Origin of the sequence: Streptomyces sp. NPDC088400, from assembly GCF_044753355.1 — a bacterium.
Lineage (GTDB): Bacteria > Actinomycetota > Actinomycetes > Streptomycetales > Streptomycetaceae > Streptomyces.
This window is the reverse complement of sequence record NZ_JBIVMZ010000001.1, coordinates 169,232-183,846: the sequence shown is the minus strand read 5'-3', so window position 1 is coordinate 183,846 and position 14,615 is coordinate 169,232. Positions and strand designations below refer to the sequence as shown.

The following is a 14,615-nucleotide window of genomic DNA, read 5'->3' as shown; positions in this document are numbered from 1 at the left end:
ACAGCGGCGGGGGCCGTCTCCCCCTCGGCCCGCCCGGCCCGCTCACGCCTCGACGGACTCGAAGCGCCAGCGATGTGCCGGGCGGGCGATCAAGTCCGGTGCCGGGTCCGGCAGTTCGGGGACATCGGCGTCGTACGGACCGTCCCACCACGTGATGACCAGGACGCGGTCCTGGGGAGCGCGGAGCAGTTCACGGCGCAGCGGGGCGCAGGGCAGCTCCAGGGACATCGACCGCGCCCACTCCAGCAGTTCCCCGCCCCGGCCGGGCGCGGCCTTGGCCTCCCACATCAGCGCGAGCGTCATGTCTGCCTCATGAATACAGGTTGTCCTTCGCCAGCTCGTGGACGTGGTCGTGGTCATGGCCCTGCGCGTGGTCGTGGTCGTGGTCGTGCGCGGTGCCCGGTACGTGCGGTTCCGTCACCGGCAGCGAGGAGTCGGCCGACAGCTCCCAGTCCGACGCCGGACGGTTGCGCGCCACCATCTCCGCGCCCAGGGCCGCCACCATCGCGCCGTTGTCCGTGCACAGCCCCGGGCGCGGCACCCGCAGCCGGATGCCCGCCCGTTCGCAGCGCTCCTGCGCGAGCGCGCGCAGCCGTGAGTTCGCCGCGACCCCGCCGCCGATCATCAGGTGGTCCACGCCCTGGTCCTTGCAGGCGCGGACGGCCTTTCGCGTCAGCACGTCGACCACCGCCTCCTGGAACGAGGCCGCCACATCACGCACCGGCACCTCCTCGCCCGCGTTCCGCTTCGCCTCGATCCAGCGGGCCACCGCCGTCTTCAGGCCGGAGAAGGAGAAGTCGTACGGCGCGTCACGCGGCCCGGTCAGCCCGCGCGGGAAGGTGATCGCGGCCGGGTCGCCCTCCCTGGCCAGCCGGTCGATCACCGGGCCGCCCGGGAAGCCCAGGTGCAGCACGCGCGCGATCTTGTCGAACGCCTCGCCCGCCGCGTCGTCGATCGTCGCCCCCATCGGCCGTACGTCGGACGTGATGTCCGGCGCGAGCAGCAGCGACGAGTGCCCGCCGCTGACCAGCAGCGCCATCGTCGGCTCGGGCAGCCGGCCGTGTTCGAGCTGGTCGACGCAGATGTGGGAGGCCAGGTGGTTCACGCCGTACAGCGGCTTGCCCAGGGCGTACGCGTACGACTTCGCCGCCGAGACGCCCACCAGCAGCGCGCCCGCGAGGCCGGGGCCGGCCGTCACGGCGATCCCGTCGAGGTCGCGGGCGGACACGCCCGCCTCTCGCAGCGCACGCTCGATCGTCGGCACCATGGCCTCCAGATGCGCGCGGGACGCGACCTCCGGCACCACACCGCCGAAGCGCGCGTGCTCGTCCACGCTCGACGCGATGGCGTCGGCGAGCAGGGTCGTTCCTCGGACGACGCCGACGCCCGTCTCGTCGCAGGAGGTCTCGATACCGAGAACGAGAGGTTCGTCAGCCATGGGTCTCAGTTCCTTGCTGGGGCTCGGCGGCATGCTGGGGCTCAGCGCCCTGTACTTGGGGTTCCCGCCCGTGGAGCCGCCCCTCGGGATGCTCCTGCTCGGGAGGAAGCTCCCGCTCCTGTTGGTTCTGTGCGCGAAATCCCTGTACGTGCAGGCGCATGACGAGGGCATCGACATTGCCCGGCTGGTAGTACCCCCGGCGGAAACCGATGGGCTCGAAGCCGAACCGCTCGTACAGCCGCTGCGCCCGGGTGTTGTCGACCCGTACCTCCAGCAGCACCTCTTCGCATTCGGCGGCGGTGGCGTGCTGGAGCAGATCGGTGAGGAGGCGGGACCCCAGTCCGGTGCCCCACTGTTCGCGGGCGGCGGCGATGGTCTGTACGTCACCGAGCCCGCCGGCCGCCGCGAGACCCGCGTAGCCGACGATCCGGCGGCTCGTGTCCTCCGCGACGACATAGTGGCGCGTGGCCCTCGGACCGCGCGCGTGCGCCAGCTCCGACCAGAACATGCCCGGTGACCAGGCGTCCTCGGGGAAGAGTTCGTGTTCGAGCGCGAGCACCGGCTCGATGTCCCACCAGCGCATCTCGCGCAGCACGACGGCAGAAACGGATGGAACGGGAGGAACGGAAGGAACGGTCACTTCGGCGTGACCACCTTGTAGTTCTTGGGCACCTGCGCGTCCGGGCGGCGCAGGTAGAGGGGCACCGTCGGCAGGAACTCCCCACCCGCGTCCAGCCTCTCGGCCGCGAGGGACGCGAGCGCGGCGGCGGACTGGTGCTCGGGGCCGCGCGCGTCCGGGAAGCAGTCCGGGTAGAGCAGCGCGCCCGCGCCGACGGCGGGCAGTCCCGCGACCCGCCCGGTGATGTCGGCGGGACGGTCGACGGCCGGTTCGGTCAGGCGCGTACGGGCATCGGCGTACCGCGCCCAGTAGACCTCCTTGCGGCGCGCGTCCGTGGCCACCACGAACGGCTCCTCCAGCCCCGACGCGTACGCGAGCCCGTCCAGCGTGCACAGTCCCCGCACCGGCACGCCGAGCGCCGAGCCGAATGTCAGCGCCGTCACCAGCCCCACGCGCAGTCCGGTGTAGGGCCCCGGCCCCACGCCGACGACCACCTCCGTCACGGCGTCCAGTTTCAGTCCCGCCCGGTCGAGGACCCGGTCGACGGCGGGCAGCAGCAGCTCCCCGTGGCGGCGGGCGTCGACCTGACTCTCCGCGGCCAGGACGGAGGTGCCGTCGTGGAGGGCGACGGTGACGGCGGGCGTGGCGGTATCAACGGCGAGCAGAAGCACGCAAACAGCCTACGGCTCCCGGGCCCGGGGCACGGCGCCCCGTCCCGTCACACAGCTGCTGCTAACGTCACCACGGAGTCATACGTACGAGAGGTGGATCAAGGTGTCCAGGAGCAGCTCGGGAATCGTGGCCGGGCTCACCGTAGCGGCTGTCGCCGTGGTCGGTTTCCTCGCCTACCAGGCATCGGCGAACGTCCCCGAGACCCTCGGAAAGCCCAACGGCTCACCGAGCGGCTCCCACTCCTCCGGATCCGCCGGCTCGCCCGCGCAGAAGCCGAAGAAAAACCCGACCGCCCTTCCGGAGGCGTCGGGCAAGGGTGAACGAGTCGTCTACGCGCTGGCCGCCAAGCGTGTGTGGCTGGTGGACGCGAAGGAGAAGGTGACCCGGACCTTCGCGGTCATGCCGAGCACGGTCAGCCCCGCCCCCGGTGCGTTCTCGGTCACCTCACGGTCCGGGTCGGTCACGGGTTCGGACGGGGTACGGATCGAGCACGTCGTACGGTTCACCACGGTCGACGGCGTGGTGATCGGCTTCAGCGCCGCCGTGGACGGCACGCTGACCAGCCCCGACCCCACGCTGAAGACGGGCGGGGTCAGGATGAAGGTGGGGGACGGGAACGCGATGTGGACGTTCGCGACGGTCGGTTCGACGGTCGTGGTCGTCCCGTAGGTCGGGTCGCCCCGTAGGTCGCGGTATCCCGAAGTCGTACGACTGCGTGGTCGTACGGCCGGCAGTACGGCCTCGGCCGTACGTGCCGGATCAGGCGGCGTCGCGCCGCCCCACCTCACGCTCCGCGTCCGCCACGCCCTCCGGACGTTCCGTAGCCCCCGAGCCCTCCGCGATCTCCGTCGCCGAGGGCTCGTTCGGCGGTGTGGACACGGCTGAGGCCGCCGCACAGGACGCCAGCAGATCGCTCATGGACACCGACGAGGGCGACGGCAACGGCAGCGGCGCCAGTGACGTGGCCGAGGGGAACTGCGGGCGCGCTTCGCGCTCTGGTGCCGACATGGATGCCTCCTGAGGCTCCGGGGGCAGGCGTGGTTAGGTAGACCTAACCAGGTCTCAGTACCATGTGACCACGTGCGGCACGGCATGCGCAACATTTTGCCGACACCTTGTCGGAATGTACGGAACAGTCGACCGGATGTGCGACGCCCGGCAGGGGCGGCTCGGCCGGTCGGTCAGCTCGTCCCTTCAGCTCCGTCCATCAGCTCAGTCGGCCAACTCCGTCCCGTCAGCTCCATCGGCCAGCTCAGCCCGTCAGGTCGGTCCGTCAGCTCAGTCCGTCAGCGACACCAGATCGGCATCCGCCCAGCGCCCGCCGAGCCCGGTCAGCGTGACGGTGCGCCGGTCGTCGTCGTCCGTATCGGCGTCCACGGCCCCCACGACCCGGTGGATGACCACGTGCAGCCGGTCGTCCGACAGCTCCTCGACCTTGCCGTCGCCCCACTCCACGACCACCACGGAGTCCGGCAGCGAGACATCGAGATCGAGGTCCTCCATCTCGTCCAGTCCCCCGCCGAGCCGGTACGCGTCGACATGGACCAGCGCCGGGCCGCCGACCAGGGACGGGTGTACGCGGGCGATCACGAAGGTGGGGGACGTGACGGCGCCGCGGACGCCGAGGCCCTCGCCGAGACCGCGCGTCAGAGTCGTCTTGCCCGCGCCGAGCTCGCCGGTGAGCATCACCAGGTCGCCGGGGCGCAGCAGGGCCGCGAGCCTGCGGCCCAGCTCCCGCATCCGCTCGGGAGAACCGACGGTGACGACCAGAGCCGAGCCGGAGGGGTCGTCGGAGACAGCGGGGGCAAGGGGGGCGATCGGGAGATCGGCGGCGTCAGGCGCCGGGCTGTGCGGTGCTTCCATGCGTTCCAACGTTAGCCGCTGCCGGCACCGCGCCGACCCGCGCCAGCAGGTCCGCCAGCCGGTCCGTGACGGCCTCGGGACGCTCCAGCATCACCAGATGCCCGGCGTCCGGGACCAGTACCAGCTCCGCGTCCGGCAGCAGATCACCGATGGCCTCGCTGTGCGAGCTGGGGGTCACCAGATCGCTCTCCCCGGCCAGGACGAGCGCCGGGACCTCCAGGAAGACCGGGAGCGCATGCGCCTTGTCGTGGTCGACGAAGGCCGGGTAGAACTCCGCGACCACATCGATCGGGGTGCTCTCGATGAGCCGCTCGGCGAACCGTACGACCGCGGGGTCCACGTCCTTCGAGCTGAACGAGTACCGCTTGATCAGCCCCGCGAAGAGATCGGCGGTGGCCCGCCGGCCGCGCTCGACCAGTTCGGCCTGCGAGCCGAGCGCCTTGAGGACACCGGGGAGGACCCGGCGTACCGCGTTCACGCCCGCGACCGGGAGCCCGTAGTTGACCTCGCCGAGCTTTCCGCTCGACGTACCGACGAGGGCGACGCCCACGACCCGGTCCCGCACCAGTTCCGGATACTGGTCGGCCAGGGCCATCATCGTCATGCCGCCCATGGAGTGACCGACCAGCACCAGCGGTCCCTCGGGCGCGGCCGCGTCGATGACGGCCTTCAGGTCGCGGCCGAGCTGGTCGATGCTGACCGCGACGGCGTCGGGACCCTGCTGCGCGACCCCGCGAGCGGAACGGCCGTGGCTGCGCTGGTCCCAGTGGACGGTACGGACCAGTCCGCGCAGGGCGGCGCGCTGGAAGTGCCAGGCGTCCTGGTTGAGGCAGTAGCCATGGCTGAAGACGACGGTGACGGGCGCGGGGGTCCTACGGCCGAACAGTCGCCGCCGCCGAGGACTCGGAGCACCCCCGGAACCGGCCCCGGAGCCCGAGCCCGCCCCGGCACCCGTACCCGTGGCCGCCGCTCCCCCGCCCTCCGGCTCGATCTCGTCGACCTCGTAGTACAGCTCCGTACCGTCGTCCGCGAGCGCCTTGCCCGGCCGGCCGCGCAGCGTGCCGTACGGTCCCGAGGCGTCGAGCGCGAGCCGTGCCCTCCTGCGCATGCCACGGCCGACGGTCAGCCTCTCGATCGCGACACCGGCGGCCGCCCCGGCGGCTATCACGCCTATCGCGGCGCCGGCGACGCCTGCCTTGCGCCAATTGCCCGTGGCTCCGCCCGCGGACCCGCCTGTGACCCCGCTGAGGAGTCCGCCGATCGAACCGCCTATGGACCTGCCCCCGGACGCGCCCGTGGCCCTGGCCACCGTGACGGCCGCCTGGGCCGCCGCGTCCCCCGCCGCGCTGTTCTCGCTCACCGTGCGCTCCTCGTCGTTCTGGCTTGCCTCTTCCCCACCGTGCCGGGCTTCACCCGGAAGAGATCACGCTGACCGCTCGTGGAGATGAACACGGGGGATCACGCTGACCGCTCATGGAGATGGACGCGGGGGACGCGCGAACCGATGCGTGTGACGATCTCGTACACGATCGTGCCCGCGGCCTCGGCCCAGTCGTCGGCGGTCGGTTCGCCCCGGTCGCCGGGGCCGAAGAGGACGGCCCTCGCGCCCGGTTCGGGCGTGTCGCCGTCCAGGTCGACCACGAACTGGTCCATCGCGACCCGCCCGGCCACCCGCCGCCGGACCCCGCCGACCTGCACGGGGCCGCGGCCCGAGGCGTGGCGGGGGATGCCGTCGGCGTAGCCGAGGGGGACGAGACCGAGGGTGGTCTCCGCGGGCGTGAGGTAGTGGTGGCCGTAGCTGACCCCGTGCCCCCCGGGGACCTGTTTGACCAGGGCCACGGACGCGGAGAGCGTCATGGCGGGCCGCAGGCCGAAGTCCTGGGAGGTGCCGAGTTCGGGGCTGGGCGAGAAGCCGTACATGGCGATGCCGGTCCGTACGAGATCGAAGGACGACTCGGGGACGGTGAGCGTGGCCGCCGAGTTGGCGATGTGCCGGACCTCGGGCTCGACGCCCTCCTTCTCGGCGTACGCCACCATCTGGTGGAACACGTCGAGTTGGGCGGTGATGGAGGGGTGGCCGGGCTCGTCGGCGCACGCGAAGTGCGACCAGAGGCCGGTGACCTTCACCTCGCCGGCGGCCTGGGCGGCGAGCGCGGCGGTGACGAGTCCGGGCCAGTCGGCGGGCTGGCAGCCGTTCCGGCCGAGGCCGGTGTCGGCCTTGAGCTGGATCCGGGCGGGGCGCCCGGCCTCGCGCGCGGCGGCGGTCACCTCGCGCAGTGCCCACATCGCGCTGACGGACATGTCGAGGTCGGCCTCGATGCCTTCGCGCCACGGGTCGCCGGGCGTCCACAGCCAGCACATCACGCGGCCCCGGATGCCCCCGGCCCGCAGGGCGAGTGCCTCGTGCGGGGTGGCGGTGCCCAGCCAGGTGGCCCCTGCCTCCTGAGCGGCGCGGGCGACGGGCAGCATGCCGTGCCCGTACGCGTCGGACTTCACGACCCCCATCAGGGCGGTGTCGGGCCCCACGCGTGCGCGCAGGGCACGCACATTGCCCCGCAGGGCATCGAGATCGACTTCGGCCCGTGCCCTGAGGCTCGCCGATGTCTGCGTCGTTCCGGTCATCGCGCCCAGTGTCTCAGAGCGGCCCCCGGGGCCGGTGTCGCGGCGGGTGCCGGGCGGTCGGTCCCGTACAGGTTCTCCGCATGGCGGCCCCCCGTGGAGTACGGAGAAGAGCCCGCGCGCTCAGTCAATCCCGTACGTTCCGCCACGCCTCCGGCAGCCTCTCCGCCACGTCCAGCGCCGACACCGGAGCGCCCCGCGAGGCCAGCCGGGCCGCCAGGCCGTGCAGGTAGGCCGCCACCGAGGCCGCGTCGAGCGGCGAGAGACCCGAGGCCAGGAGGGAGCCCGCGAGGCCCGTGAGGATGTCGCCGCTGCCTGCCGTGGCCAGCCAGGGGGTGCCGGTCGCGTTCACCCGGACGGGGGCGCTCGCGTCCGGGGACGCGATCAACGTGGTCGAGCCCTTGAGCAGCACCGTCGCGCCGTAGCGCGCCGCCAGTTTCCGTACGGCCGCCAGCCTGGCCGACTCCACCTGTCGCCGCGGGACGCCCAGCAGCGCCGCCGCCTCGCCCGCGTGCGGGGTGAGCAGGGTCGGTGCCGTACGGCTCCGTACCGTCGCCGTGTCCAGCAGCCGCAGGCCGTCCGCGTCCACCAGGACCGGGACATCCGAGGCCAGTACCTCCGCCACCCCGTGTCCCTCGCCCACCTCGGGCCCCTCGCCCAGGCCGGGACCGATCGCCCACGCCTGGACGCGGCCCGCCTTCGACGGCGGCCCCTCGTGCACCAGCGTCTCCGGGAAACGCGCGATCACCGCGTCGGCTCCGGGGCCCACGTACCGCACCGCGCCCGCACCGCCGCGCAGCGCGCCCGCCACGGCGAGCACCGCCGCACCCGGATAGCGCGCGGATCCGGCGACGACACCGATGACACCCCGCCGGTACTTGTCACTCTCCCCCGTCGGCATCGGCAGCAGCCGCGCCACGTCCTCGTGCTGGAGCACCTCCAGGTCGGGTACGGACGGCAGGTACGGGCCGAGGCCGATGTCCACCAGCCGTACCGCGCCCGCGTGTTCGTGCGCCGGGTCGATCAGCAGCCCCGGCTTGTACGTACCGAACGTGACCGTCGCGTCCGCGCGCACCGCCTCCCCCGCGACCGCCCCGGTGTCCGCCTCCACCCCGCTCGGCAGGTCGACGGCCACGACCACCGCACCCGATCCCCGCGCCGCGCGCACCACCGGCACCGCGTCGGGACGCAGCCCGCCGTGCCCGCCGATGCCGGTGATGCCGTCCATCACCAGATCGGCGGCGGCCAGTACGTCGAAGGGGTCGTCGACGATCCGCCCGCCCGCGCCGAGCAGCGCGGCCAGCCCGCCGGCGTGCGTACGGTCGGGCGCGAGCAGCACCGCCGAGACCTTCGCGGCCCGGCGGGCCAGCCGGGCCCCGGCGTACAGGGCGTCGCCGCCGTTGTCCCCGCTGCCGACGAGCAGGACGACCCGCGCCCCGTACACCCGTCCCAGCTGGTCCCGCAGCACATCGGCGCAGGTCGCGGCGAGCCCCGCGGCCGCGCGCGCCATCAGCGCGCCCTCCGGCAGCCGTGCCATCAGCTCCCGCTCGGCGTTCCTCACCGTCTCCACGCTGTACGCACGTCGCACTCGGTCAACCCTCCGCCCGGAAGCCCTCCGTCCGGTCGGAAGCGGCCCGTCCGGAAGTGCTCCACCTGTCTGCCCCTGTTGTCTGCCCCTGCTTGCCTGCCCCGCTCCCGTCAACCCTCCGCGATCACCACGGCGGACGCCACTCCCGCGTCATGGCTGAGCGAGACATGCCAGCTCCGTACGCCCAGCTCCGCCGCCCGCGCCGCCACCGTCCCGCGCACCCGCAGCCGCGGCTGCCCGCTGTCCTCGACGTACACCTCGGCGTCCGTCCAGTGCAGCCCGCCGGGCGCGCCCAGCGCCTTGGCCACGGCTTCCTTGGCCGCGAACCGCGCCGCCAGGGAAGCCACCCCGCGCCGCTCCCCGCTCGGCAGCAGCAACTCCCGCTCCAGGAAGAGCCGGTCGGCGAGTTGCGGGGTCCGCCGCAGGGACTCCGCGAACCGGTCGATCGCCGCGACGTCGATGCCCACCCCGATGATCACCGGAGTCCCCCCTCGCCCGTGGCCGGACTGCCCGTCGTTCCCACCGCTCCCACTCCCGCTCCCGCCCCCGCGCTTCCGCTCACCATCACGCCCGCACCCGCATCCGCACCCGCGCTCAATCTCACTCCACTGTCACGGACTTCGCCAAGTTCCTCGGCTGGTCCACCTCGTTGCCCCGCGCCGTCGCCAGCTCGCACGCGAACACCTGCAACGGCACGGTCGCGACCAGCGGCTGAAGCAGCGTCGGCGTCGCCGGGATCCGGATCAGATGGTCCGCGTACGGCACCACCGCCTCGTCCCCCTCCTCCGCGATCACGATCGTCCGCGCGCCCCTGGCCCGGATCTCCTGGATGTTCGACACGATCTTGCCGTGCAGCACCGAACGCCCGCGCGGCGACGGTACGACCACCACCACCGGCAGGTCCTCCTCGATCAGCGCGATAGGACCGTGCTTCAACTCGCCCGCCGCGAACCCCTCCGCGTGCATGTACGCCAGTTCCTTGAGCTTGAGCGCGCCCTCCAGGGCCACCGGATAGCCCACGTGCCGGCCGAGGAAGAGCACGGTCCGCTTGTCCGCGAGCGTGCGCGCCAGCGCCCGTACCGGCTCCATCGTCTCCAGTACGCGCTCCACCTCGCCCGCGATCCGCGACAGGTCCCGTACGACGGCCCGGATCTCGTCGCCCCACTTGGTGCCGCGCCGCTGCCCGAGATACAGGGCGACGAGGTAGCAGGCCACCAGCTGGGTCAGGAACGCCTTGGTCGACGCGACCGCGACCTCGGGCCCGGCGTGCGTGTACAGGACGGCGTCCGACTCCCTCGGGATGGTCGACCCGTTCGTATTGCGGATCGCCAGCACCTTCGCGCCCTGTTCCCGGGCGTGCCGCAGCGCCATCAGCGTGTCCATGGTCTCCCCGGACTGCGAGATCGCGATCACCAGCGTGCGCCGGTCCAGGATCGGGTCCCGGTAGCGGAACTCGCTGGCCAGCTCCACCTCGCACGGCATCCGCGTCCAGTGCTCGATGGCGTACTTCGCGATCATCCCGGCGTGGAAGGCCGTCCCGCACGCCACGATGACGACCTTGTCGGCCTCGCGCAGCACCTCGGCGGGGATACGTACCTCATCGAGCGTCAGCGATCCCTCGGCGTCGATCCGCCCGAGGAGCGTGTCGGCGACCGCCTTCGGCTGCTCGGCGATCTCCTTGAGCATGAAGTAGTCGTAACCGCCCTTCTCGGCGGCCGACGCGTCCCAGTCCACGTGGTACGAGCGCACCTCGGCCGGGGAACCGTCGAAGCCGGTGACCGTCACCCCGTCCCGTACGCCGTCGCGGCGCAACTCGACCACCTGGTCCTGGCCCAGCTCGATCGCGGAACGGGTGTGGGCGATGAACGCGGCGACGTCCGAGGCGAGGAAGGCCTCCCCCTCCCCGACACCGACCACGAGCGGCGAGTTGCGGCGCGCGCCGACGACCACGTCGGGCTCGTCCGCGTGTACGGCGACGAGCGTGAAGGCCCCCTCCAGCCGCCGGCACACCTGCCGCATCGACTCCGCGAGATCGCCGCACGACGAGAACCCCTCGGCGAGCAGATGCGCCACCACCTCGGTGTCGGTCTCCGACCCCAGGTCGTGGCCGCGGCCGGCCAGTTCGGCCCGGAGCGCGGCGAAGTTCTCGATGATCCCGTTGTGGACGACGGCGACCCGCCCGGCGTTGTCCAGATGAGGGTGGGCGTTGGCGTCGGTCGGCCCGCCGTGGGTGGCCCACCGGGTATGCCCGATCCCGGTGGAACCACTCGGCAACGGCCGTTCCACCAGCGCCTTCTCCAGATTGACGAGCTTGCCCGCCTTCCTGGCCGCGGCCAGTCCGCCGTCGGCGAGTACGGCGACCCCGGCGGAGTCATAGCCCCGGTATTCGAGCCGCTTCAGACCCGCGATGACCACATCAAGCGCCGACTGACCGCCGACGTACCCCACGATTCCGCACATACCAATCCCTTCCTGGCCGTTCCCACCCGCCGGACGCATCGTCGCAGAACGCGTCGCGGCACACCGGGACCGCGCCGAAAGCACCACGAGCGCCGCGACCGGCCCCCCGGCACCGGTCCCCGGCCGACCTACGGCGCCCGGGTGACCACCGGCCCTATGGCACCCATGCCATATATCATCGATGTTATGGACGGTGAGCGGTACACGATCGAGATCGAGCCCGAAGCACGCCGTCTACAGCCGCGGCATCAAGGAGGAACTGCGATGAACCACGCCGAGTGGAAGACCCGCCACCACCGCAAGCTCCTGGGCGAAGCGGCGGAGGACAACCCCGAGTACGACCGCCTCTACGAAGAGGCGGAACTGGCCCATGACCTCGGTCAGATGGTCTACGACCGGCGTACCGCTCTCGGCCTGTCCCAGACCGAGCTCGCCGAGCGCTGCGGCATGAAGCAACCCCAGATCTCCCGCATCGAAGGTGGCGGCACCGTCCCCACCATCCCCCTTCTGCGACGCCTGGCCCGTGCCCTCGACGCCGACCTGACCATCAACCTCACCCCTCACGGCAACGCCGCCTGACCGGACACCCGGAAAACCCGAGTCTCGCGGCACCCCACCGCCCCGCCCACGTGACCGAGCCCACCACCCGCCGCCCCCCACAACCACCCCCCGACCCCGGACAATGGCGGGCGTGATCACTTCGCCGCCACGAAGCACCCCCCGCCGGGCCGACCACGGGCCGACCCCCTACGTCGACCTCAGCCGGGACGAGTGGAGTGCGCTGCGGGACAAGACTCCGCTGCCGCTGACGGCCGAGGAGGTCGAGCAGCTGCGCGGGCTCGGGGACGTCATAGACCTCGACGAGGTACGGGACGTCTACCTCCCGCTCTCCCGGCTCCTCAACCTCTACGTCCAGTCCACCACCGGGCTGCGCGGCTCACTGAACACCTTCCTCGGCGACGCGGGCAACGGACTCGGCGCCCAGCGCGGCACGCCGTTCGTCATAGGCGTCGCCGGAAGCGTGGCCGTCGGCAAGTCCACCGTGGCCCGGCTCCTCCAGGCGCTGCTCGCGCGCTGGCCCGAGCACCCGCGCGTCGAACTCGTCACCACCGACGGCTTCCTGTACCCGATGAAGGAGTTGCAGGATCGCGGGCTGATGTCGCGCAAGGGGTTCCCCGAGTCGTTCGACCGGCGGTCCCTGACCCGGTTCGTCGCCGACATCAAGGCGGGCAAGGACGAGGTCACCGCCCCCGTCTACTCGCACCTCATCTACGACATCGTGCCGGGCGAACTCCTCACCGTGCGGCGGCCCGACATCCTCATCGTGGAAGGGCTCAACGTCCTCCAGCCGGCCCTGCCCGGAAAGGACGGCCGGACACGGGTGGGCCTCGCCGACTACTTCGACTTCAGCGTGTACGTCGACGCGCGCGCCGAGGACATCGAGAGCTGGTATCTGAGCCGGTTCCGCAAACTCCGCGATACGGCCTTCCAGGATCCGTCGTCGTATTTCCGGAAGTACACCCAGGTCTCCGAGAACGAGGCCCTGGATTACGCCCGTACGACATGGCGGACCATCAACAAGCCCAACCTCCTGGAAAACGTCGCCCCCACCAGGGGCCGCGCCACGCTGGTCCTGCGCAAGGGCCCGGACCACAAGGTCCAGCGGCTGCGGCTCCGCAAGCTCTGACAGCGGTGGGACAAGGCCGCAGGGCCCTCTTCGTGATCACACTTCCGCCAACCTGCGCCGCCACTACCCGAAGACAGCCACGGCCCGACCCACCGCCGCCTCGAACCGCCATTGAGCTGGGCCTGGACATGTTCCAGCAGCTTCGGCCAGGTCCCTCAGCACGCGGCAACAGCGCAGCCATCCGCCCCCACGCCGAACCTCCGCCGAGGAGAAGGCCCTGGATTACGCCCGTACGATGTGGCGGGCCGTCAACAAGCCCAACCTGCTGGAAAATGTGACCCCTACCCGGAGCCGCGCCACACTGGTGCCGGCAAGGGGCCCGACCACAAGGTCCAGCGACTGTCGCTGCGCAAGCTCTGACAGCGCGGACGACTTGTACCGCTCCGACTTCACCGCTCCGACTTCACCGCTCTGATATCACCGCTCTGAATTCACGATTCACGCGAACGCCCGGGAGCCACCGCCGTGTTGCATCTGCGCCTGCTCGTGCCCGCCGACCGTACGGACGAAGTCGTACGGTCGGTTGAACGCACGGTCGGCACCGCCCATCTCGTGGTCGTACCGGGCGTCGCCCGTGACCCGCTGGGCGATCTGGTCATGTGCGACGTGGCGCGCGAGGCCGGCGACGAACTGATCGCCACGCTGCGCGCCCTCGGCATCGACCGGTCCGGTTCGATCGCCGTGGGGAGCGTCGATCTGTCGCTGTCCGAGCGGGCCGACGAGGCGGAGGAGGCGGCGCCGGGCGAGGGCGCCGACGCGGTGCTGTGGGAGCAGTTGGAGGACGTGACCCATGAGGAGTCGACGCTCTCTTTCACCTATCTGGCGTTTCTGACCCTCGCGACGATGATCGCGGCCTGCGGTGTGGTGCTGGACAACGCGATCCTGATCGTGGGCGCGATGGCGGTCGGTCCGGAGTTCGGCCCGCTGGCCGGGATCTGTACGGCACTCGTGCAGCGCGCCCCGAGACTCGCCCTGCGCTCTCTGATCGCGCTGATCGCCGGTTTCATGGTGGCGATGGTGCTGACGACCGCGTTCAGTCTGGCCATGGACGGCTTCGGGCTGTTCTCCCGCTCGCTGCTGGACGCGGACCGGCCGAACACCTCGTTCATCTGGAACCCGGACCTGTTCTCACTGGTGGTCGCGGGGCTCGCGGGCATAGCGGGCATGCTCTCGCTGACCTCGTCCAAATCGGGCGCGCTGGTGGGGGTGGCCATCTCGGTGACCACGGTCCCGGCCGCCGCCAACGCGGCAGTGGCGCTCGGCTACGGCGAGTTCGGCCAGGTCTGGGGCTCCAGCGGTCAGCTTCTGCTGAACCTGGCAGGCATCGTCGCGGCGGGCACGCTGACACTGCTCGCGCAGAAGGCACTGTGGTCGGTCCGGCAGGGCCGCGTACGGCACACCGGTAAGACGCCTGCGTCCTGACCCCGGTCCGCACTCCGTCCGTTCTGCCGCCAAGCCCCGCCAGGAGCCTTTCACTTGGACCGTGTCCTACGTGGTGAGGCGGCATCCGGCCACGGAGCCTCCGCGAAAACCCGTTGGCGGACCACGGCGACCACTGCTACTTTCCCGGAGGCCGTGCGAGAGAACGAGGAGGTGGTACCCGTGAACGCAGTATCGACATGGGTGCTCCCCTCCGGGGTCACGGTCGGACGATAGGTCGTCCGGGAGC

At 71.7% G+C, this 14,615-nt stretch carries 15 protein-coding genes and 1 pseudogene; 5 read left to right on the top strand and 11 right to left on the bottom strand.

Features of this window, described 5'->3' with window-relative positions:
* Positions 1-42: 42 nt before the first annotated feature.
* Genes ACIQD6_RS00950 through tsaB form a run of 4 tightly spaced genes read right to left on the bottom strand, consistent with a single transcriptional unit; the run spans position 43 to position 2,728 of the window.
* Positions 43-303 (bottom strand): hypothetical protein, encoded by a 261-nt coding sequence (locus ACIQD6_RS00950; protein ID WP_401876762.1) that lies wholly within the window; start codon positions 301-303, stop codon positions 43-45.
* A gap of 7 nt (positions 304-310) precedes the next feature.
* The gene (gene tsaD / locus ACIQD6_RS00945; protein WP_401876761.1) at positions 311-1,438 is read right to left on the bottom strand and encodes a tRNA (adenosine(37)-N6)-threonylcarbamoyltransferase complex transferase subunit TsaD; all 1,128 of its coding nucleotides are present in this window, start codon (positions 1,436-1,438) and stop codon (positions 311-313) included.
* Positions 1,431-2,021 carry a ribosomal protein S18-alanine N-acetyltransferase gene (rimI, locus tag ACIQD6_RS00940; protein ID WP_401878015.1) on the bottom strand — a complete coding sequence of 197 codons (591 nt, stop codon included), beginning with the start codon at positions 2,019-2,021 and terminating at the stop codon, positions 1,431-1,433. Before rimI ends, tsaD begins: the two co-directional genes overlap by 8 nt.
* A 53-nt stretch (positions 2,022-2,074) precedes the next feature.
* Positions 2,075-2,728, bottom strand: coding sequence for a tRNA (adenosine(37)-N6)-threonylcarbamoyltransferase complex dimerization subunit type 1 TsaB (gene tsaB / locus ACIQD6_RS00935; protein WP_401876759.1), 654 nt, complete (start codon positions 2,726-2,728; stop codon positions 2,075-2,077).
* 103 nt (positions 2,729-2,831) lie between these two features.
* On the opposite strand from tsaB, the gene ACIQD6_RS00930 reads away from it, so the two are divergent.
* Positions 2,832-3,398, top strand: a complete 567-nt coding sequence (locus ACIQD6_RS00930) for a hypothetical protein (protein WP_401876757.1) — start codon at positions 2,832-2,834, stop codon at positions 3,396-3,398.
* A gap of 90 nt (positions 3,399-3,488) precedes the next feature.
* Here ACIQD6_RS00930 and ACIQD6_RS00925 read toward each other — a convergent pair whose 3' ends face one another.
* The 7 genes from ACIQD6_RS00925 to glmS all read right to left on the bottom strand — a co-directional run bounded on the left by ACIQD6_RS00925 (position 3,489) and on the right by glmS (position 11,259).
* Positions 3,489-3,737 carry a hypothetical protein gene (locus ACIQD6_RS00925; protein ID WP_401876756.1) on the bottom strand — a complete coding sequence of 83 codons (249 nt, stop codon included), beginning with the start codon at positions 3,735-3,737 and terminating at the stop codon, positions 3,489-3,491.
* Between the two features lie 270 nt (positions 3,738-4,007).
* Complete coding sequence (tsaE, locus tag ACIQD6_RS00920) at positions 4,008-4,592, bottom strand: tRNA (adenosine(37)-N6)-threonylcarbamoyltransferase complex ATPase subunit type 1 TsaE (RefSeq protein WP_401876754.1); 585 nt, start codon at positions 4,590-4,592, stop codon at positions 4,008-4,010.
* Positions 4,564-5,853, bottom strand: a complete 1,290-nt coding sequence (locus ACIQD6_RS00915; RefSeq protein ID WP_401878012.1) for an alpha/beta fold hydrolase — start codon at positions 5,851-5,853, stop codon at positions 4,564-4,566. Before ACIQD6_RS00915 ends, tsaE begins: the two co-directional genes overlap by 29 nt.
* Before the next feature lie 197 nt (positions 5,854-6,050).
* The gene (alr, locus tag ACIQD6_RS00910; RefSeq protein WP_401876753.1) at positions 6,051-7,214 is read right to left on the bottom strand and encodes an alanine racemase; all 1,164 of its coding nucleotides are present in this window, start codon (positions 7,212-7,214) and stop codon (positions 6,051-6,053) included.
* A gap of 124 nt (positions 7,215-7,338) precedes the next feature.
* A complete protein-coding gene (locus tag ACIQD6_RS00905; protein ID WP_401876752.1) occupies positions 7,339-8,799 on the bottom strand; it encodes an NAD(P)H-hydrate dehydratase in 1,461 nt (486 codons plus the stop codon).
* A gap of 110 nt (positions 8,800-8,909) precedes the next feature.
* Entirely contained in the window at positions 8,910-9,278 is a 369-nt protein-coding gene (locus ACIQD6_RS00900) for a holo-ACP synthase (RefSeq protein ID WP_401876750.1), read from the bottom strand.
* A 121-nt stretch (positions 9,279-9,399) separates the two neighbouring features.
* Positions 9,400-11,259 (bottom strand): glutamine--fructose-6-phosphate transaminase (isomerizing), encoded by a 1,860-nt coding sequence (glmS, locus tag ACIQD6_RS00895; protein WP_401876748.1) that lies wholly within the window; start codon positions 11,257-11,259, stop codon positions 9,400-9,402.
* A 264-nt stretch (positions 11,260-11,523) separates the two neighbouring features.
* On the opposite strand from glmS, the gene ACIQD6_RS00890 reads away from it, so the two are divergent.
* The 4 genes and pseudogenes from ACIQD6_RS00890 to ACIQD6_RS00875 all read left to right on the top strand — a co-directional run bounded on the left by ACIQD6_RS00890 (position 11,524) and on the right by ACIQD6_RS00875 (position 14,368).
* Positions 11,524-11,838, top strand: coding sequence for a helix-turn-helix domain-containing protein (locus tag ACIQD6_RS00890; RefSeq protein ID WP_401876746.1), 315 nt, complete (start codon positions 11,524-11,526; stop codon positions 11,836-11,838).
* A gap of 112 nt (positions 11,839-11,950) precedes the next feature.
* Entirely contained in the window at positions 11,951-12,946 is a 996-nt protein-coding gene (coaA, locus tag ACIQD6_RS00885; protein ID WP_401876745.1) for a type I pantothenate kinase, read from the top strand.
* Positions 12,947-13,151: 205 nt separating this feature from the next.
* A pseudogene (locus ACIQD6_RS00880) lies at positions 13,152-13,306 on the top strand (type I pantothenate kinase); the annotation flags it as partial.
* A gap of 105 nt (positions 13,307-13,411) precedes the next feature.
* On the top strand, positions 13,412-14,368 hold the full coding sequence (locus tag ACIQD6_RS00875) for a DUF389 domain-containing protein (RefSeq protein WP_401876743.1): 957 nt from the start codon (positions 13,412-13,414) through the stop codon (positions 14,366-14,368).
* The last annotated feature ends 247 nt before the right edge of the window (positions 14,369-14,615 follow it).

What these genes read in the sequence shown, in the direction of transcription:
- ACIQD6_RS00890 (WP_401876746.1), top strand. Translation starts at nt 11,524, where the DNA reads ATGAACCACGCCGAGTGGAAGACCCGCCACCACCGCAAGCTCCTGGGC.
- ACIQD6_RS00950 (WP_401876762.1), bottom strand. Translation starts at nt 303, where the DNA reads ATGACGCTCGCGCTGATGTGGGAGGCCAAGGCCGCGCCCGGCCGGGGC.
- tsaE (WP_401876754.1), bottom strand. Translation starts at nt 4,592, where the DNA reads ATGGAAGCACCGCACAGCCCGGCGCCTGACGCCGCCGATCTCCCGATC.
- ACIQD6_RS00925 (WP_401876756.1), bottom strand. Translation starts at nt 3,737, where the DNA reads ATGTCGGCACCAGAGCGCGAAGCGCGCCCGCAGTTCCCCTCGGCCACG.
- tsaD (WP_401876761.1), bottom strand. Translation starts at nt 1,438, where the DNA reads ATGGCTGACGAACCTCTCGTTCTCGGTATCGAGACCTCCTGCGACGAG.
- alr (WP_401876753.1), bottom strand. Translation starts at nt 7,214, where the DNA reads ATGACCGGAACGACGCAGACATCGGCGAGCCTCAGGGCACGGGCCGAA.
- glmS (WP_401876748.1), bottom strand. Translation starts at nt 11,259, where the DNA reads ATGTGCGGAATCGTGGGGTACGTCGGCGGTCAGTCGGCGCTTGATGTG.
- rimI (WP_401878015.1), bottom strand. Translation starts at nt 2,021, where the DNA reads ATGCGCTGGTGGGACATCGAGCCGGTGCTCGCGCTCGAACACGAACTC.